The 19,458-nt window shown below is 64.9% G+C and carries 17 protein-coding genes; 7 read left to right on the top strand and 10 right to left on the bottom strand.

Annotated features, from left to right (window positions below; all coding sequences use genetic code 11):
* Positions 1-147: 147 nt before the first annotated feature.
* The 9 genes from R4P47_RS11800 to cobM form a co-directional block, all read right to left on the bottom strand.
* A complete protein-coding gene (locus R4P47_RS11800) occupies positions 148-1,161 on the bottom strand; it encodes an alpha/beta hydrolase (protein ID WP_068054320.1) in 1,014 nt (337 codons plus the stop codon).
* Positions 1,162-1,488: 327 nt separating this feature from the next.
* A complete protein-coding gene (locus R4P47_RS11795) occupies positions 1,489-2,499 on the bottom strand; it encodes an alpha/beta hydrolase (RefSeq protein WP_176460222.1) in 1,011 nt (336 codons plus the stop codon).
* A 219-nt stretch (positions 2,500-2,718) separates the two neighbouring features.
* Entirely contained in the window at positions 2,719-4,581 is a 1,863-nt protein-coding gene (zomB, locus tag R4P47_RS11790; protein ID WP_317784807.1) for a flagellar motor control protein ZomB, read from the bottom strand.
* A complete protein-coding gene (locus tag R4P47_RS11785; RefSeq protein ID WP_068054311.1) occupies positions 4,559-5,464 on the bottom strand; it encodes a decaprenyl-phosphate phosphoribosyltransferase in 906 nt (301 codons plus the stop codon). The genes zomB and R4P47_RS11785 overlap by 23 nt, the downstream gene beginning before the upstream one ends.
* On the bottom strand, positions 5,461-5,997 hold the full coding sequence (locus tag R4P47_RS11780) for a phosphatase PAP2 family protein (protein ID WP_052047296.1): 537 nt from the start codon (positions 5,995-5,997) through the stop codon (positions 5,461-5,463). The genes R4P47_RS11785 and R4P47_RS11780 overlap by 4 nt, the downstream gene beginning before the upstream one ends.
* A complete protein-coding gene (locus tag R4P47_RS11775; protein ID WP_317784806.1) occupies positions 5,975-7,882 on the bottom strand; it encodes a glycosyltransferase in 1,908 nt (635 codons plus the stop codon). The genes R4P47_RS11780 and R4P47_RS11775 overlap by 23 nt, the downstream gene beginning before the upstream one ends.
* Positions 7,879-9,108 carry a UDP-galactopyranose mutase gene (glf, locus tag R4P47_RS11770; protein ID WP_188078827.1) on the bottom strand — a complete coding sequence of 410 codons (1,230 nt, stop codon included), beginning with the start codon at positions 9,106-9,108 and terminating at the stop codon, positions 7,879-7,881. Before glf ends, R4P47_RS11775 begins: the two co-directional genes overlap by 4 nt.
* Positions 9,109-9,175: 67 nt before the next feature.
* Positions 9,176-9,925: a precorrin-6A synthase (deacetylating) gene (gene cobF, locus R4P47_RS11765; RefSeq protein WP_317784805.1), complete on the bottom strand. Its 750-nt coding sequence runs from the start codon at positions 9,923-9,925 to the stop codon at positions 9,176-9,178.
* Complete coding sequence (cobM, locus tag R4P47_RS11760) at positions 9,922-10,665, bottom strand: precorrin-4 C(11)-methyltransferase (RefSeq protein WP_317784804.1); 744 nt, start codon at positions 10,663-10,665, stop codon at positions 9,922-9,924. The genes cobF and cobM overlap by 4 nt, the downstream gene beginning before the upstream one ends.
* A 180-nt stretch (positions 10,666-10,845) precedes the next feature.
* On the opposite strand from cobM, the gene R4P47_RS11755 reads away from it, so the two are divergent.
* On the top strand, positions 10,846-13,080 hold the full coding sequence (locus tag R4P47_RS11755; RefSeq protein ID WP_317784803.1) for an N-acetylmuramoyl-L-alanine amidase: 2,235 nt from the start codon (positions 10,846-10,848) through the stop codon (positions 13,078-13,080).
* A gap of 81 nt (positions 13,081-13,161) precedes the next feature.
* Here R4P47_RS11755 and R4P47_RS11750 read toward each other — a convergent pair whose 3' ends face one another.
* Complete coding sequence (locus R4P47_RS11750; RefSeq protein WP_068054295.1) at positions 13,162-13,998, bottom strand: Cof-type HAD-IIB family hydrolase; 837 nt, start codon at positions 13,996-13,998, stop codon at positions 13,162-13,164.
* A 75-nt stretch (positions 13,999-14,073) separates the two neighbouring features.
* Between R4P47_RS11750 and R4P47_RS11745 the strand changes: the two genes are divergently transcribed.
* The 6 genes from R4P47_RS11745 to R4P47_RS11720 form a co-directional block, all read left to right on the top strand.
* Complete coding sequence (locus tag R4P47_RS11745; protein WP_269596075.1) at positions 14,074-15,105, top strand: NADP-dependent oxidoreductase; 1,032 nt, start codon at positions 14,074-14,076, stop codon at positions 15,103-15,105.
* A 57-nt stretch (positions 15,106-15,162) separates the two neighbouring features.
* Positions 15,163-15,675 (top strand): peptide-methionine (S)-S-oxide reductase MsrA, encoded by a 513-nt coding sequence (gene msrA / locus R4P47_RS11740; protein WP_068054290.1) that lies wholly within the window; start codon positions 15,163-15,165, stop codon positions 15,673-15,675.
* 198 nt (positions 15,676-15,873) lie between these two features.
* Positions 15,874-17,172: a YhgE/Pip domain-containing protein gene (locus R4P47_RS11735; RefSeq protein ID WP_411567328.1), complete on the top strand. Its 1,299-nt coding sequence runs from the start codon at positions 15,874-15,876 to the stop codon at positions 17,170-17,172.
* Between the two features lie 19 nt (positions 17,173-17,191).
* Entirely contained in the window at positions 17,192-17,935 is a 744-nt protein-coding gene (locus R4P47_RS11730) for a CPBP family intramembrane glutamic endopeptidase (protein WP_317532912.1), read from the top strand.
* A 5-nt stretch (positions 17,936-17,940) separates the two neighbouring features.
* Positions 17,941-18,516 carry a DinB family protein gene (locus tag R4P47_RS11725; RefSeq protein ID WP_317784802.1) on the top strand — a complete coding sequence of 192 codons (576 nt, stop codon included), beginning with the start codon at positions 17,941-17,943 and terminating at the stop codon, positions 18,514-18,516.
* A 139-nt stretch (positions 18,517-18,655) separates the two neighbouring features.
* On the top strand, positions 18,656-19,458 hold an 803-nt coding region (locus tag R4P47_RS11720; RefSeq protein WP_317784801.1), incomplete at its 3' end, for a DUF222 domain-containing protein.

Below are 19,458 nucleotides of genomic sequence, written 5' to 3'. Positions count from 1 at the left end.
ACGTGCCCGCTGCCGACGAGAAGCAGACGCGCTGTGACTGGTGGTGCAATTGTGAACAGAGGTACCGCTAACGATCCGGTGGAACAGAAATGCCGCCCGGCGTAGGGACGCGGGCGGCACTTCCGGAGAACATGAAGATGGTGAACGTCAGGCGTTCAGTGCTTCCAGGATCTGGCCGCGAGCCTTCCACAGCTCGGCTCCCCAGTACGGCCATGCGTGAATGCCGTTGGACGGGAAGCTGTAGGTGGCCGGAATGCCGAGGGTGTTCATGCGGATCTGGAATGCACGGGTGTTGGCGAGCGAGAGGGCCTCGAGCGCCATGCCGTTGGCGGTGTTGTAGAAATCGATCGGCGCGGCCGGTCGATCGAACTCGCCGGGCAGACCACTGGCGGCCGAGATGTACAGGGACATGCCCTCGAGCCTCGGTGCGAAGACGAACGGGTCGTTACGCAGCCACGCCGGGTTCCAGGGCGGTCCCCACATGGAGTCGACGTTGAAGCGTCCGGCATCGAGCATGGCGACGCGGATGGCCTCACGCATGCCGGGCGCGGAGATGTTGAGGTAGCCCGAGAGCGAACCGGCGAACTTGAACTGATCGCGGTGGTACGCGGCGAGCGTCAGAGCGGCCGAACCACCCATGGACAGTCCGAGTACACCGTTGTTGCTGCGCGAGACGCCGTAGTTCTCGAGGAACGCGGGCAGCTCCTGGGTCAGGAACGTCTCCCACTTGTAGGTGACTTCCTGGCCGTTGAAGTTCGACGAGGTGTACCAGTCGCTGTAGAAGCTCGACTGACCGCCGACGGGCATGACCAGGGTCACGTTGTCGTTGGCGAACTGATCCTGCGCGTTGGTCTCGAACGTCCAGGCGTTGCGGTCGTCGCGGGCGCGCAGTCCGTCCAGCAGGTAGAGAGCAGCGTTGCCGCCGCGGGCCGCCCACTGGACCTGAACCTTGATGGGGCCCATCTCGGACGGAACGATCAGGTCCTCACGGCCACCGGCAGGCGTCTGGTGCACGACGGGAGCAGGCGCTGCAACAGCTACCGCTCCACCGACGACACCGGCTGCGATGGGAAGGACGAGCGCGGCAGCACCGACGCCGAGCAGGCGCTGACGCCAGCGTGAAGACGCCTTCGGGGTTCTGCTGAGGCCGGCAAATCGCATGAATCGTGCTCTCTCTCATCTACGCGGTCTCCGCGACATGCGGCCCCCGGCAATCGAACAGGGCTTTCTGGGTGGCCCCTCGAGGCCAGGGACGATGTGGTCCCGAAAAACTGAGGTTCTGCTGTGAAAACAGGCGAACCGCTCGATGGAGGTTATTCCATCGAGCGGTTCCAAGGCAAAACTGTGATCAGCGTCCCAGTTTCACCTCGACGTTTCCTTGAAACAGGAGACTATCCTGCTCGGCCCCCGCTGAACAGGCCTGAAAAGTCGTGAAGTTTCACGAAGGGCCGAAAAGCGGGAGAAACGACCGAAACGAAGTGTGACCGGTCAGCCACCGATGTTGGCGCTCAGGTCCGGTGCCATGATGCGGATCTGCTCGCCCCAGTAACCCCACTGGTGGGTACCGACGGCCGGGAACGCATACGTGACGTTGTTGGCGCCGATGCTCGCCATCCGGATCTGGAACGCCCGGCTGTTCGCCAACGCGATGGCCTCGAGGCCCATGCCGTTGGCGGTGTTGTAGTAGTCGATGAAGCTCTGCGGGCGATCGAGTCCGCCGGGCAGACCGCTACCTGCGAACACCCACACACGGGTTCCGTTGTCGCGCAGACGAGGCGCGAAGACGAACGGGTCGTTGCGCAGCCACGCCGGATCCCACGGCGGTCCCCACATCGCGTCGATGTTGTAGCGGCCGGAGTCGAGCAACGCCAGACGCATCGCTTCACGCATGCCGGGAGCAGAGATGTTCAGGTAGCCGGACAGCGAGCCCGCGTAGCTGAACTGGTCCGGGTGGTAGGCGGCGAGCGTCAGAGCGGCCGATCCACCCATGGAGATACCGATGACACCGTTGCGGTTGGGGTTGAAGCCCCAGTTGGCGCGCAGGTTCTCACGCAGGTTCTGCGTCAGGAAGGTCTCCCACTTGTACGTGGTCTGCTGGCCGTTGAAGTTCGACGGTGCGTACCAGTCGGAGTAGAAGCTCGACTGTCCGCCGACCGGCTGGACGACGTTGATGTTGTACCCGGCCAGTACGGCACCGGCGTCGGTCTCGTGCTCCCAACCGGAGATGTCGGTGGTGGCCCGCAGCCCGTCGAGGAGGTAGACGACGCGGTCGGTGTTACCGTCCGCGGCGCGCCAGACGCGACTCTTGATCGGACCCATCGACGAGTCCGTCCATACGTCGATGGCATTGCCGTCGAAGGCCGCGTTTGCAGTCGCGCCACCGCCGGCTACAGCCAATCCCAGTGGTAGGACCACTGCCATCAGCATGGACGTGGCGGCGCGGCGTCCCCAGGACCCACCCCGCTTGTCCTCGGACCGGCTCTTCCTTCTACCCAGCATGCACTCGACCTCTCAGCTGCTTCGTCGTCACATCGGTTACGCAATCAACGCTTGATCTCGCAAGTCCATCATGTCTGCCGCCCGACCACACAGGTCGGACGCATACACATCCTCCGCACTTATCGCGCGAAGGACGACCCCCGTTACATGATCGAGATAGCTCATCTTGGCGTCGACACCAATTCGGCGCAACCCGGTGACCTTTTCGTGTTCGGACACCTAATTGTCCGCCTTCAATATCGGGGCCGGAAGATCACATCGTTGTATTTCGTACTTCGGCACCCGATCGAACCGATATCCGGCGTAGAAGAGCGAACGCTTGACATTCCGGACGAACAATTCCTTCGTCAACGGAGCTCGATACGAGGTGAGCAGTTCCTGGGTGTCGGGGCAGGTCAACGCAACCTGAGCCTCGGTGACCCAGTCCTCGTCCATGTACCAGGGCAGGTACGGATGGACGGCGACGAGGCCGAGATCGGCCACCACCCAGTCCGGATACAGGTTCTTGTCGTGTCCGATCCGGCCGTTCTCGAGCCGCTCGGTGTGCGACGCCAACGGGTACGCCAGCCCCATCTGGTCGATGACCCGCACGTCGAGGCCGACGTTCATGCTGGTCATTCCGAGGTTCAGGAAGAAGACGGTGTGACCGAAGCCACCTTCCGGGATGGGAAGCGGTGGGGGAACGACATCCCAGTACGTGAACTGCGCCGACGGCAACAGCAGGCCTCCGTCCGGAGTGTCCTCGATCGCCTCGACCATCCCACGCATCCGCGGGTAGTCGAGGTAGTCCGAGGCCAGGATCGGGTGGGCGTGCCCGGTGTTGAGTGAATAGAACGCCCGCTCGTCGACGATGCCACTGCGGCCGACGATCGAACCCTGCGGCATACCCGTCGTATTGGCGGCCACGACGGCCCAGACCACGATGCCGCCCCAGACGAAAAGATCGGCGAAAAATATCGCGGTGGCGCGGTCTGCAGACCATCGTTTCGGAAGGGCGACCGGCAGCACCGAAATCGGCAACAAAAGTGTGAACAATGCCGGCAACAATGTTCGGCCGTGCATGAAATCGCCGCCGACGCGAATCGCGTACAAAGCCAGCAGAAGGCCACTGATCAACACGAAGACGACCACGGCGGTCGGCGTCCGTAGCGCTGCGAGCCAGCCGCCGACAGTGCGGGGCAGGGACAACCGCACTCGGGAGGCCGACAGAACGGCACCGACGACGAGCAGTGCGAGTGGCAACCACAGCAGGTACGGGCCCACGAGGTTGGACAGGTACTCGAACCCCTGCGACCACTTGGCTCCGCCTGCATCCTTCGACACCGCGGTGTTGGGGTACGGCAGGCCGTAGTAGCCCATGCGCCAGATCTGGTAGAGCACCGGCACGGCTCCGGCGAAAACGAACACTCGAAGCCTGGACAACCAACTCTGCGGGGCCAGGAAGATCATCGCCAGGGCCAGCACCGCCACGATGGACAGTTCCGGACGCACCAGCGGGCCGAGGCCGGCGAAGAACGCCAGCAGCAGCTCGGCGCCACCGCTCCGGCGCTGGCCCCAGCGAACCATCAGCAGCCACAGCATCGCCAGCCAGAAGATGACCAGGCAGGTCTCGAGGCCGGACGTCGCGAAGTCGCGGGCAGGAGGAACCGCGATGTAGACCAGGACGCCTGCGGGCAGGAACAGGGTCTTCGATGCAGTACGCCCTCGCAGCGCGAACGTGCCGATCATCGCGATGACGACGGCAGCCGTGGACAGCACGAGCGCGATCGTCAGGACGACGTACTCGAGGCGTCCCTCGCTCAGCCAACTGCCTGCGTAGACGAGGTACGTCCAGATGGTGCTGGTGTTGGTCTCGACTCGTTCGCCCGCGTTGAACACCGGTCCGTTGCCGGCCAGCAGGTTGCGGACGGTGCGCAGCACGATCAGCCCGTCGTCGGCGATCCAGCGGCGCTCCCACGCACCCCAGAGGAACAACGCCCCGGTGACCACGGTCCCGATCCAGAAGACGGGCCGGGTGATCGATGCCCGAGCGGAGTTCTCTTCTCGCGCGTCTCGCTGGTCAGGCGAGGTAGACAGCGACACCAACCACTCCGATCCACGCTATGGCGAGTAGCTGGAGAACCCTGTCTCCCAACGCGATCTCTTCGGGTTCGCCTGCCTCGCCGCCATCGACATCCACTGCGTATCGCAGGATTGCGATGGTAAACGGAATCATCGAGATCGCGAACCAGTTGGCGTCCGTGCCCGCGTCTTCCTGGAACGCCCACAGGCCATAACAGATGACGACGGCCGTTGCCGACAGCGTCCAGACGAATCGCAGGTACGTGGTGGTGTAGTTCTCGAGCGATTTGCGGATCTTCGCTCCGGTGCGTTCGGCGAGCTGCAGCTCGGCGTAGCGCTTACCGGCAGCCATGAACAGCGATCCGAACGCCATGATCAGCAGGAACCACTGCGACAGCGGGATCGACGCGGCGACGCCACCGGCGATCGCGCGCAACAGGAAGCCCGAGGACACGATGCAGATGTCGAGCACGGCCTGGTGCTTGAGACCGAAGCAGTAGGCCAGCTGGATCACGATGTAGACGCCGATGACCAGCGCCAGCTTCCAGTTCGCGAGGAACGACAGACCGATGGCGAGGGCGAAGGACACCACGGCCATCGCGTAGGCGATGTTGACGGGCAGCACGCCCGCGGCGATCGGCCGGAACCGCTTGGTGGGGTGTGCGCGGTCGGCCTCGACATCGAGGGCGTCGTTGACGAGGTAGACCCCGGACGCGGCGAAGCAGAACACGACGAATGCGAGCGCGACGGACAGCAGCACGTCGGGGTCGGTGACCGAGCCCGCCGCCAGCGGTGCAGCGAGCACCAGGACGTTCTTGACCCACTGACGCGGACGAAGCGCCTTGACGATGCCGTCCGCCAGGTTCTTCGGCGGCGCGCCTACGGGTGCGGCATCCTCGCTCATTTGTCTCCTTCGAACTTCACGACGGCCGCAGCCGTCAACGCGCCGAGTGCAGATCCTGCCAGCACATCGGTGGGGTAGTGGACTCCGAGCACCAAGCGCGAGAGCAGCATGGGTGGCACGAGGACCGCCGGTAACGGTAGCCCGGTCACCCGGCCGAGGAGAACCGCGGCGGCTGTGGTGGATGTCGCATGCGAGGACGGAAAGCTCAGCTTGCTGGGCGTCGAGACGTTGATGCGCACGGCCGGATCGTGGGGACGTGGCCGGCGCACGATTCGCTTGATGACGATCGACGCAGCGTGGGAGCCCACTGCCCCGACTGCCACCGAGGCCCACTGACGCCGACGCGGCTTGTCCAGCGCAGCACCGATACCGGCGATCGCGACCCAGCCGAGTGCGTGTTCGCCGAAGTGCGACATGCCGCGGGCGACGGTGATCGCGCCCGGTGCACTGCCGACGGTGCTCTGCACCTTCTCGAGGATCCGAACTTCCGTCGGGGCCTCGGTCTGGCCCTTACGCCTGGTAACGAAAGACACGTTCCCACGTTTCCTTACTGGTCAGGTGCGGCACGGCATCGCGATACCGAGCCTTGAGGGCGGGGAATTCGGCCGCCAACTGCTTGCGCAGCGACAGTGCTTCCTTGAGCAACGCCGCGGCCTGAGCGCGGTCTCGCTTGCGGTAGACGACGCCCCGGCCGTCGGCGGTGGTGACGGTGACGCCGTCGACCTGAGAGAGCAGGAACCAGCGCGCGTCGAGAGTCGGGACGTTGAGCTGTGGGCGGTCGTGATGCTGGGTGTGCGCAGGCTTTGCGTTGTGCAGCAAGCCTTTTGCCAACCGGTTGATCTTGGCGAGCGGGTTGGTCGGCAGCCCGACGGATCCCACTTCCTCACCGGACGCGAGGGGCAGCTCCGTGGAACTGCCGACGACGACGGCGTCGGGAAATTCCTTGCGCAGCGCGTGCACGGTCGGCAGCGCGGTGGGCAGGATCTCGAGGATGTGCTCGGGGCCGGCCAGGAAGTCGCGGATCGCGAGGTTCTGAATGGCGACCGTCGAGTATTCGAGACACAGCAGATGCTTGACCGTGGCCTTGATCGTGTCGAGCACCAGGCCCTTGCCGTCGCCCGGCATGTGCAGCGATGCGACCACGAGGCGATTGCGCAGATGGAAGTACGCCTGCCAGTCGATGGCGTCGTCCTTGTCGCTCCACGCCATGTGCCAGATGGCCGCACCCGGCAGTGTCACCGTCGGGTAGCCGGCTTCCCGTGCGCGCAAGCCGTATTCGGCGTCGTCCCACTTGATGAACAGCGGCAGTGGCTGCCCCAGTTCCTCGGCGACGACGCGCGGAATCATGCACATCCACCAGCCGTTGTAGTCGACGTCGATGCGGCGGTGCAGCAGCTTGCTGGTGCGCAGCGGGTCCTCGGAGAAGTCGTGGTCGTACTCCACGTTCTGTGCGCCGGTCCACATGAAGTTGCCGCGATCGATCACTTCGCCCATGACGTGCAGGTGGCTGCGCGCCTGCAGGTTGAGCATCTGGCCACCGACGAGCGTGGGGACCTTGGCGAATCGCGACATGGCCAGCGCCCGCAGGATCGAGTCGGGCTCGATCTCGATGTCGTCGTCCATGAACAGGATGTGTTGGCAAGAGGTGTTGTTCAGTGCCTCGTACATGATGCGGCTGTATCCGCCGGACCCGCCGAGGTTGGCCTGATCGTGGATGGCGAGTCGGCCGCCGAGGGCAGCTGCGGCCTCGTCGAATCCGGGCTCGTCCTTGGCCTTGCGGGTGCCCTGATCGGGCATGATGACGGCCTGGATCACGTCGAGAACCAACGGATCCGAGCCAAGAGCCACAAGGGCTTTGACGGCGTCGGTCGGGCGATTGAACGTGGGGATGCCGACCGCGACGGTGGCCTCACCGGGAGCCTCGATCGGGGCGTACCAACCCGCGCTCTCGAGCACCACCTCGGAATCGGAGGTGATGTCGAACCAGATCCAGCCGCCGTCCTCGAACGGACCGAGGTCGATCAGGAACTCCTGTGCTGCATCGCCGTCCACGGCCTCGCGGCCCTCGACGTGGATGCGCGACGCATCGGCCTTGGACCGGTAGACGTCGATTCGGCAGTGTCCGGAGACCTCGACGCGCAGCACCACGGACTTCAGGACGCTGTAGCGCCGCCAGTAGCTGGCCGGGAATGCGTTGAAGTAGGTACAGAACGACACCTCGGACTCGGAGCCGATCGTGACCGAGGTCCGCGAGAGCGAGTGTGCCCGTTTGGCGTTGGTGAGCGCTTCTTCGAGGTACAGCGTGCGTACGTCGAGCGGTTCACCCGAGCGCGGCAGCAATACTCGCTGCAACAGTGACTTGCCGAGAACCGGCGCGGCGTCGGCGATGCCGTCCTCGAGGAGGTGCTTGGCGGTCACTTGTCGCCCGCCAGGGGTGCACCGGTCTCGAAGTGCGGGGCCAGGGTGTTCTCGTACATGTTCAGCGCGCTCGCGATGGCCATGTGCATGTCCAGGTACTGGTAGGTGCCGAGTCGGCCACCGAACAGCACTCCGCTCGCGGCCGCTTCGGCCTTGGCGCGGTCGCGGTAGGCCTCGAGCTTCTGCCGATCGTCGGGAGTGTTGATCGGGTAGTACGGCTCGTCGCCGCTCTTGGCGAAGCGGGAGAACTCGCGCATGATGACCGTCTTGTCGGTCGGGTACTGGCGCTCGGGGTGGAAGTGACGGAACTCGTGGATCCGGATGAACGGCACGTCGCCGTCGTTGTAGTTCATCACCGGGGTGCCCTGGAAGTCACCCGTCGGGAGTACCTCGGTCTCGAAATCGATTGTGCGCCAACCCAGTTCGCCCTCGGAGTAGTCGAAGTAACGGTCCAGTGGGCCGGTGTAGACGATGGGAGCGTCGGGGCTCTCGTCCACGAGCTCGGCCTTGACGTCGAACCAGTCCGTGTTCAACCGGACCTCGATCTTCTCGTCGGCGGCCATCTTCTCGAGCCACGCGGTGTAGCCGTCGACCGGCAGTCCCTCGTAGGTGTCGTTGAAGTAGCGGTTGTCGAACGTGTACCGCACCGGCAACCGGGTGATGTTGCCCGCGGGCAGATTCTTCGGATCGGTCTGCCACTGCTTGGCGGTGTAATCCTTGATGAACGCCTCGTACAGCGGGCGCCCGATCAACGAGATCGCCTTCTCCTCGAAGTTCTGCGCATCCTTCGAGTCGAACTCGTCGGACTGCTCTTCGATGAGTGCCCGCGCCTCGGCCGGCGAGAAGTACTTGCCGAAGAACTGCGAGATCAGGCCCAGGCCCATCGGGAACTGATACGACTGGCCCTTGTGCAGGGCGAAGACACGGTGCTGGTAGCTGGTGAAGTCGGTGAACTGGTTGACGTAGTCCCAGACCCGCTTGTTCGAGGTGTGGAACAGATGCGCGCCGTACTTGTGGATCTCGATACCCGTCTCGGGCTCGGCCTCGGAGTACGCGTTGCCGCCCAGGTGGTGCCGCCGATCCAGCACGAGGACACGCTTGCCCAACTGGGACGCCGCCCGCTCCGCCACGGTCAGTCCGAAGAACCCGGATCCGACGACGATGAGGTCGTATCGGCCGGTCACGGAGGCGTCGGAAGAGGTGGTCTCGGGGCTTACAGCAGTCACGGGCAACCAGGGTATCCGACGATCGTGACCGCTCTGCCCCGCCAGGCGTCGGTCGGCCGGTCGGAGGTCAACCGGGCAGGCGTCGAAGCAGGTAGGTGTCCATCACCCAGCCGTGCCGGGACTTGACCTCCTCGCGGGCGCGGCGGATCTCGCCCAGCACGTCGTCGAGCGGGCCCGCCACCAGCTTCTCGTCCGCCGTCCCCAGGTTGGCACCCCAGTGGATACCCCACCCTGCGCCGGTCAGCGCGCTGCAGGCCAAATTGCCGTCGAGCATGACCACGAGGTTGTCGAGACCGGCGGCGACGTCGCCTGCCAGGTTGCGGCCGGTGGTGATGACGATCGGCCCGCCGATGCGGTTGAGCACGAGGCGGTGACTCGCCGCCAGCATCGACACGCTGGAGATGCCGGGTGTGACATCGAACTCGATGTCGCCGCGCAACGCGGCCAGCCGCTCGACGACGCGGATCGTGCTGTCGTAGAGCGCGGGGTCTCCCCAGACGAGGAATCCGACGACGGTGCTGTCGGCGAGGCCGTCGAGCACATCGGCGTAGGCGCGGGCGCGGGCGTCGTGCCAATCGAGGACAGCGGTCTCGTACTGCCGGGGCGATCGGTCGCGTGGCGGGTCGGGCACCTCGATCACCCGGTAGCTGCCGCCGTGGTGGCGCTCGAGGATCTCCTGCCTGGCTGTTGCGAGGTCGCCGACGGATGCACCCTTGTCCGCGACGACGAACACGTCCACGGCCCGCAGTTTCTCGACAGCCTGGACGGTCACCTGATCCGGGTGGCCACTGCCGATGCCGATCAGATGGATTCTCACGAGCGGTCCCGGCACGCGTCGTACAGGTGGGATTCGGTGACGACGCGTCGAGCCAGGGCTGGCCCCACCAGAATCACCGCCGCCTGTCGCAGGTCGGCGGCCTCGACCTGGTCGGCGATGTCGGCCAAAGTACCGCGCAGGATCAGCTCGTCCGGCTTGCTGGCATGGAAGACGACCGTGGCGGGGCACTCGGGACCGTAGAACTCCTTCAGTTCGTCGGCGATGATGCGGGTGCGGGTGATCGCCAGGTGCAGCGCGAGCGTCGCCCTGGTGGCGGCGAAGTTCTTCAGCGCCTCGGTATCGGGCATCGCCGTCGAGCGGGCCTGTGCGCGCGTGAGCACCACCGACTGCGTCACTTCCGGAACCGTCAGCTCGACGCCCAATGCGGCGGCTGCGGCGGCGTAGGCCGGAACGCCAGGGGTAACGTCCCAGGGCACGCCTGCGGCGTCGAGTCGAGCGGACATCTCCGCCAACGCGGAGTAGAGGGACGGGTCGCCCGAGCACAGGCGCGCGACGTCTTCGCCACGCTCGTGGGCAGCGACCAACTCTTCGGTGATGGCGTCGAGGTCGAGTTTCGCGGTGTCGACCAGCCGGGTGCCTGCAGAGCAGTGTTCGAGGATGGCGTCGTCGATGTAGGTACCGGCGTAGACGCAGACCGGGCTCGACCGCAGAAACTCGACGGCCCGCAGCGTGAGCAGGTCGGCAGCACCTGGTCCGGCTCCGATGAAGTGCACAGTCACAGCTCGAAAGCGTAGAGGACACGTCCGACGCGCCGCGCCGCTCGAACTTCCCGCCGATGGCTAACTGTCAAGCTAAGGTTTAGCCTTGTGTCTGATGGGACTCATGTTGCTGATGTGATTCATGTTGTTCAGTAGCTGGATCCTACGACGCGTACCTACCAACAACCAGGGAGTACCGCCTTGCCGAACCGTCGAACGAAGCCGTCGATCGTTCTCGGTGCTGTCGCACTACTGGCCGTCGCAACCCCCTTTGCGGTCGCAGGCCTCACCGACAGCACGACAACCGGAGTTCGACCGGCCAACGAGACAACCCCGGTCACCGTGCCGACCAAGATCGTCGAGACCGCGCTGAGTTCCGCACCGGACATCGTCATTCCGTTGCAGGAACTCACCGGACTGCCGTTGCCGGATCTGCGGCTCTCCGATCTGAAGTACCTACCGCTGCCGGATTCCATCGTGATCCCGCCGATCGAGATCCCCGACATCCCGGGTCTGACCACGCCCGCGCCGGGCAACGCGACAGCACAGGCACCCGTTCCCCGGGTCGACGCATCCGCGCCGGTCAGTCCCCTGCCCGTGAATCCGGAAGCTGCCGATCCGACCGGCCCGCCGCTCGGTGCCGCCGTCAAGGAGATCAAGCAGGACACTCCCTTCAGCATGGTGGCCCTGACCTCCGAGCAGCTCGACGGTGCGACCGCTCAGGTTCGCCGCCAGCTAGAGGACGGATCCTGGGGCCCGTGGCTCGAGACTGCGCCGGTGGATACCACTGCGAGCGACGCCGTTCCCGCTGCGGAAAAGCAGGGCACCGAACCGATCTTCGTCGGACTGACCAATGCAGTGCAGGTGCTGCTGACGCCGCTGACGAGCAGTGCAGCTCCCGAAAGCTTCGCGACTGCACCGGTTCCCGAGGTTCCGGTCGTCGAGCTGCCTGCTGCGGACGCTCCGGCCGAGGCACCCGCTGCTGCGGAACAGCCGTTGGGTTACACCCCGGCGTCGTCGAGCACGCCTCTGCGTCAACAGGATCCGGCACCGGTCGATCCCGCGGCGCCGGCACCTGCGGCCCCGGCACCTGCAGCAGATCCCGCCCAGCCCGAGGCCGCGCCGGAAGGCACGGCGGACCAGTTGGCTGCTGCGGTCAATGACATCAGTGCCGTGCTCATCACCCCCGGCACGTCGCCGGTCGACTCCGCATTGAACGACATCGCCACGCCCGTCGCCGGTGACGCAGGTCCCAAGGTCATCACCCGCGCTCAGTGGGGTGCAGACGAGTCGATCCGTTGCGCCACACCGACTGTCGACGACTTCCTCGGCGGTGCCACCGTGCACCACACCGCAGGCAGCAACGACTACTCCAAGTCCGAATCGGCCGAGATCGTCCGCGCCATCTACGCGTACCACGCGCAGACACTCGGCTGGTGCGACATCGGCTACAACGTCCTCGTCGACAAGTACGGCCAGATCTTCGAGGGCCGCGCGGGCGGCTTGGACAAGCCGGTCCAGGGCGCACACTCGGGCGGGTTCAACGAGAACACGATGGGCATCGCCATGATGGGCGACTACTCCAACGAGGATCCCTCGCAGGAGACCATCGATTCGGTCGGCAAGTTCCTCGGATGGCGACTCGGCAAGGCCGGTCTCGACCCGAAGGGCACCACCACGATGACCTCGGAGGGAACGGATTTCACGTTCGTCGGCCGCGGCCAGAGCGTCGACCTGCCGGTGATCTTCGGTCACCGCGACGTCGGCAACACCGAATGCCCCGGTGACGCCGGATACGCACGGCTCGGAGAGATCCGCGACATCGCTGCGGCAAATCTCGGCGGCGGCGGAGATGCCACTCCGGCATCACCCGACGCTCCCGATACCGCACCCGACACCGCAGTGACCGACCCGGCACCGTCACGACCGGGCACGGACGCCAGTTCCACTCTGGGCGAAAACATCCCGGCCCTGGTCGCCGAGCTGCAGCGGCTGGCGGCGACCAGTCCCGTCGCACAGAAGTGGTTGGCGTCGGGCGGAGAAACCGGCTCGCTCGGCGTTCCGGTGAGCGGTCTGGTGCAGGTGAGCGGCGGCCGTGAGAAGGCGCAGTTCGCCAACGGCGAGATCATCACCAACATGGCCGGTCAGGCCGTGGCCGTGATCGGCAAGATCTTCCAGCAGTACGTGCAGCAGGGTGGCGTCGACGGCATCCTCGGCCTGCCGATCACGGACGAGTTCCGGGTGCCGGAGGGCTTCCGTACCGACTTCGAGAACGGTTCGCTGATCTTCAACGAGCTCACCGGAATCGTCACCACGGTGATCAAGACGTACAACGACACCTACAACGCGGAGATGCAGAACCCCGTCGCAGCACCGGTGGAACCGGCTCCTGCACCTGAGCCTGCTCCCGCACCGGAGCCCGCACCCGTGGGCTGAGTTCCGACAGTCGACAAGGGCCGAGTCACCGTGGTGACTCGGCCCTTGTTTCGTGTTCGGATATGCCGGGAGACCTGAGGGTCACCACCAACGTTCGAGAACCTGTGCCACTCCGTCCTCTGCGTTGGTGACGGTCACTTCGTTCGCCGCCGCGACGGCAGCGGGATGCGCGTTGCCCATCGCGACGCCCAGGCCCACCATCGACAGCATCGGCACGTCGTTGGGCATATCGCCGAAGGCCACGATGTCCTGCACGTCCACCGACAGCGTCTCGGCGACCTTGGCCAGGCCCGACGCCTTGGTGATGCCCGGTGCCGACAGCTCGATGAGTCCGTTGTCGGTGGAGAACGTCAGGTCGGCTCGACCGGAGATCAGCGGGGACAGGATGTCGGCCATGTGTCCGCTGGTGGAGCCGGACAACCGGATCAGCAGCTTGACGGCCGGAACGTCGACCACGTCGTCCTCGGTCATCTCGACGTTGTCCGGGTTCAGCCAGGCGTGCTCGTATCCCGGGGAGCTGACGAACTGCGGTGTGGCCGAGTCGTGTGCCGTTCGGCCGACTCGCTCGGCGGCAAGTCCGCAGCCGGGGAGCGCGCGATACGCGACGTCGGCCAACCACTGCAGCGTCTCGACCGACAGCGTCTCGGCGCTGAGCACGCGATCGTTGGCGGCGTCGTAGATCACCGCACCGTTGGCGCACACCGACATCGGCGCGTATCCCAGCTGATCGACGACGGGGTGGATCCACCGCGGCGGCCTGCCGGTGGACAGCACGAAGGGAACTCCGTCGGCCACGACGGCCGAGACGGCGCGCTTGGTGCGCTCGGTGACACGTTCGTGCTGGTCGAGCAGGGTGCCGTCGACGTCGCTTGCGACGAGTCGGGGGGCGAGGCGGGTGGTGTTCGGCGCGTTGGTCATCGTGACGTCATTCTGCCCTAGTGTCGAAGTGCCCTGTTTTCGACATGCACGTCTTCGATGTGGAAGGAACGGTAGATGACATCTGTGAACCGTCAGATCCGGCTGGCCCAGCGCCCGGTGGGACGTCCCGACGAATCGACGTGGAACCTCACCGAGGAACCGATTCCCACTCCTGGTGACGGCGAATTCGTCGTCACCGTCGACTACGTCTCTCTCGACCCGGCGATGCGCGGCTGGCTCAACGATGCGCGCTCGTACGTGCCGCCCGTCGGCATCGGCGAGGTGATGCGGGCGCACGCCGTGGGCCGGGTGCTGGAATCTCGCCATCCCGATTATGCAGTCGGAGAGATCGTTTCGGGTTCGTTCGGCGTCACCGAGCATGCACTGTCGGACGGCACGGGGGTACAGAAAGTCGACGAATCCATCGCGCCTGCACCCACCTGGCTCGGGGCACTCGGATTCCCGGGTCTCACGGCCTATTTCGGTCTGATGGACGTCGGCAAGCTCACCGAAGGCGATACCGTGGTGATCTCCGGAGCCGCCGGTGCCGTGGGCAGTATCGCGGGGCAGATCGCGAAAGCCAAGGGAGCCACTGTGATCGGCATTGCCGGTGGACCCGAGAAGTGCGCGTGGCTCACCGAAGAACTGGGCTTCGACGCGGCGATCGATTACAAGAACGAGTCGGTGTACAAGGGCCTGAAGGCGGCTGCGCCCAAGGGCATCGACGTGTATTTCGACAACGTCGGCGGCGAAATTCTCGACGCGGCACTCTCCCGACTGCGCAAGGGAGCGCGAGTGGTGTTGTGCGGAGCCATCTCCGGCTACAACGCGACGGACCCGCAGCCCGGCCCGGCGCATTACCTATCGCTACTGATCAATCGGGCATCGATGACGGGGTTCATCATCTTCGACTACCTCGATCGCTACCAGGAGGGCATCGACGCGCTGTCCGAACTGCTCACCAGCGGCAAGATGACCGCACGCGAGCAGATCGAGATCGGCGGCGTCCCCGCTTTCGGATCGACCCTGAACCTGCTGTTCGACGGGGCGAACACCGGCAAGCTGGTTCTCGAGGTCGGCGAACGCACCCACGACTCGGAATTATGACGCCGCCTCGTTCGTTGAACCCCACGTATCGACCGATAAAGAACTAGGAGAGCAACGATGTCTGCAGCCACCGAAACCGCCATTCTCGCCGGAGGATGCTTCTGGGGAGCCGAAGAGCTCGTCCGCAAGCTCCCGGGAGTGATCTCGACCCGCGTCGGCTACACCGGCGGCGAGGTCCCCAACGCCACGTACCGCAACCACGGCAATCACGCCGAGGGCCTCGAGGTCGTCTACGACCCCACCCAGACGACATACCGCGATCTGCTGGAGTTCTTCTTCCAGATCCACGACCCCACCACCAAGAACCGTCAGGGTAACGACATCGGAGCCAGCTACCGCTCGGCGATCTTCTACCTGAACGACGAGCAGAAGCGCGTCGCCGAGGACACCATCGCCGACGTCGACGCGTCGGGACTGTGGCCCGGCAAGGTCGTCACCGAGGTGACCCCGGCCGGAGATTTCTGGGAGGCCGAGCCCGAGCACCAGGACTACCTGCAGAAGTACCCCGAGGGATACACCTGCCACTGGGTGCGTCCGGAATGGAAGCTGCCGCGTCGGGCCAACGCCTGACCTGAGCGGCTGCGCCGCATGTGAAGCGTGGAGCCTGCGGTCGTTCCGCAGGCTCCACTCCGGTCTCGTAGCCTGATACGAGGTTCCACTCACATTGGTTGGCGTACCACCAGCCGAGGCCGAATCCCTTCCGGCCGGTCGACATTCCATAGGTCGAACTGCCGCGCATATGGGAGCCGAAGTTGCGACACTGATCCGGTGACCTCCGACAGAACTCCTCGGTCGATGGCCGACGTCCTTCGTTCGCCGCGTTTCTGGCTCGCGCCCATCCTGGTGGTGTCGGCACTGATGTCGTTCCTCGCCGCGCTGTACCTGGGCGGTGTGCTCGACCCCAGGAACAATCTGCACGACCTCCCCATCGCGATCGTGAACCAGGACGAGGGCGACACCCTCGCAGGCGAGCAGCGCAACATCGGCAACGACATCGTCGACGGTCTGCTGCAGAACGTCGATTCGGAGAAGGTCGACTTCCGGGAAGTCGGTCCGGCACAGGCGCAATCACTGCTGTCGACGGCAGAGGCCTACGGCTCCATCGTCATCCCGAGCGATTTCACCAAGAGGATGGGAATCCTCGCTCAGGCGAGTGTGATTCCCGGGGACGTCGAGAAGCCGATCATCACGGTCTACACCAACCCACGTGCCGGCAGTTTCGGGATGTCGCTCGTGACCGGAGTGGCGTCACCGGCATTCGAGTCGGTCAATGAAACTGTAGGACAACAGATCACCGAACAGGTGCGCCAGCAGCTCGGCGATACTCAGCTCTCCGGTGCGAGTGCCCTCACCCTCGCACAACCGATCGATGTGATCGTTGCCCAATACGATCCTCTGCCCGACGGCACCGGCGGTGGCTTGTCCGCCTTCTACTACGCGCTCTTGCTCGTCCTGGCCGGCTTCACCGGAGCGACCATCGTCAGCGCACTCGTCGACGGACTACTCGGGTTCACACCCACAGAGATCGGTCCCAAGTACATCCACCGCGGACCGACCCTGATCAACCGCTTCCAGACGCTGCTCGTGAAATGGCTCGTGATGGTGGTTCTCGCCATGCTGGTGTCTGCCCTGTATCTGCTGATCAGCCATCTGCTCGGCATGCCGATCACCCATGCATGGACCCTGTGGACGTACGGCGCGTTCGCGATCACCGCGGTGGGCATCACGGCGTTGGCGGTGATGTCTGCGTTCGGCACGGCCGGATTGCTGATCAATCTGATCGTGTTCATCATCCTGGCGTTGCCGTCATCGGGCGGCACCATCCCCCTCGAAGCGAGTCCGCCGATCTTCACCTGGCTCGCGCAGTTCGAGCCGATGCATCAGATCTTCCTCGGCACCCGCTCGATCCTGTATTTCAACGCCTCGCTCGACGCAGGCCTGCAGCACTCGGTGGGCATGACGTCTCTCGGGCTGCTCATCGGACTCGTGTTCGGCGTGGTGTTCACCCGCATCTACGACGGCAAAGGCCTCGACCGAAGCCTCGATTCATCGGTCACTCACAGCTGACGCCAGTACACTCGATCCAATGCTTGCTGTGAATCCAGCCGGGAGCGTGGCACCCCGACGCACCTTCCACGCTTACCTCGACGTCGCCATCGTCGTCCTCGTGCTCGTGGGCACCAACCTCATCGCGCACTTCACCACGGTGTGGGCCAGTATCGCGACGGTCCCGATCGCCGCTGTTCTGCTCGTCGTCTTGGCGAACCGACGCGGTCTGGGATGGGCCGAGCTGGGACTGTCTCCGAAGCAGTGGAAGACCGGATCCCTGTACGCACTCGGAGCCGTCGGGGTCGTCCTCACCGTCGTCGCGATCGGCGCGTTGCTGCCACTGACTCGCCCGTTCTTCATGGCCGACCGATACGCAACCGTCTCCGCCGCCATCGTCGCATCGATGATCGTCATCCCCCTGCAGACCGTCATCCCGGAAGAACTGGCGTTCCGCGGGGTGCTGCACGGTACCTTGGGCCGCATCTATGGGGCTCGGGGTGTGTTCGCTGCAGGGTCTCTGCTGTTCGGTCTGTGGCACATCGCGTCCTCGCTGGGACTGACGGCGGGCAACGTCGGGCTGAGCGGTTTTCTCGGCGGCGGGCTGTTCGGGCAGATCGTCGGCATAGCGCTGGCCGTGGTGGCCACTGCGGCGGCGGGTGTCGTGTTCACGTGGCTGCGTAGTCGTAGCGGCAGTTTGATCGCGCCCATCGCCCTGCACTGGTCGTTGAACGGACTCGGTGCGCTGGCTGCCGCTCTCGTCTGGCACGCGTCGGTGAGCTGAACGGCATGAAGGACGAGCTGCACCAGTACCTGCGGATCGCCCGCGAGAACATGCTGTGGAAGCTCGACGGCCTCACCGAATACCAGAAACGGCGGCCGATGACGCCGACCGGTACGAACCTGTTGGGTTTGATCAAGCACCTGTCGATCGTCGAATACGGCTATTTCGGCCCCACCTTCGGACGTGAGTTTCCAGCTCGGTTCGCGGAATTGGAGGCAGCGGCCATGGCCCGCCTGAACTCCGACATGTGGGCCGCTGCCGACGAATCGACCGAATCCATTGTCGCCCTGTACCGCGAGGCCTGGAAGCACGCAGACAGGACCATCGAAACGAACGACCTCGACGCTGTCGGACGCGTCCTGCACTGGCCCGTCGAGAAGCAGGAAGTAACCCTGCACCGCGTGCTCGTGCACCTCGTGGCCGAAACCAACCGGCACGCTGGGCATGCGGACATCGTGCGCGAACTCATCGACAACTCCGTAGGCCTACGACTCGGCAACGAGAACATGACCGACGGCAACGAAGCCTGGTGGGCCGCATATCGAGCCGAGCTGGAAACCGTTGCCAGAGAAGCTGACTGAGCACATCACCTGACGTCAGGTTCCACCAACGCCTATCACACGCCACCGACAGGTTCCGATTCTCGAATCCTTATGCAGAACAATAGTTTTCGATTGCACTATGGTTGCCAGTCGAACGCGCGTTCGATACACTTAGTCCATGACCACGGAGATCTGGCAACTGAGCGAGAGCGAACTGCTCGCCGACGCCGCCGCGGTCTCCCACCGAATCCAGTTGTTGGAGGCCCGCCGGATCTCTCTCGTCGGCGAGATCGACACCCGCGTGAGCCGAGAGAAACTCGGCTTCCCCGGACCCGCCGGCTGGCTGACCTCCACCACCCTGCTCTCACCGTCCAAAGCCACCAAGATCGTCGCCCTCGCCCGCGGCATGGCCGCGTTCCCCGACATCGCCGACGCCGTGAACACCGGCGTCATGACCATCGACCACGCCGCGCTGATCCTCACCTTCGCCGAAACACCACCGGAGAACCTCCCGGAAGAGGGTCGCGTTATGGCCCGCGCCGCCTTGATCAAATCTGCGACAGGACCCGACGCGCGCACCGGCCGGATCCGAGCAGCGATCACCAGACTCGAAGACAGCTTCGGCACCAGGAAACCACCCGCCGAGAACACCGACCGCAACGAACTCTTCGCCTCCACAACCCTCAACGGGCGGTTGGTGTTGAAAGGAGACTTCGATGCTGTCACCGGCGAGAAACTGCTCACCGCACTCTCCCCGTTGACCGAACCCCACCCCGCCGCCGACGGCACCGGGACACTCAAAATCACAGACGATCGCAGCCCCGCCAAGCGCAGAGCCGACGCCTTCGGACACATCCTCGACCAGTACCTCGCCTCGAGCGATCGCCCCATCGAAGGCGGAGAGCGCCCGCACCTGAACCTGCACATCCGGTTGCAGGACCTCACCGACCTCCAGAACTGCGGCGGCGACGACGACATCAC

It is taken from the genome of Rhodococcus sp. IEGM 1370, from assembly GCF_033142325.1.
Taxonomy (GTDB): domain Bacteria; phylum Actinomycetota; class Actinomycetes; order Mycobacteriales; family Mycobacteriaceae; genus Rhodococcoides.
Note: the sequence above shows the minus strand (reverse complement) of the source record. Positions and strands in the feature narration are given on the sequence as shown.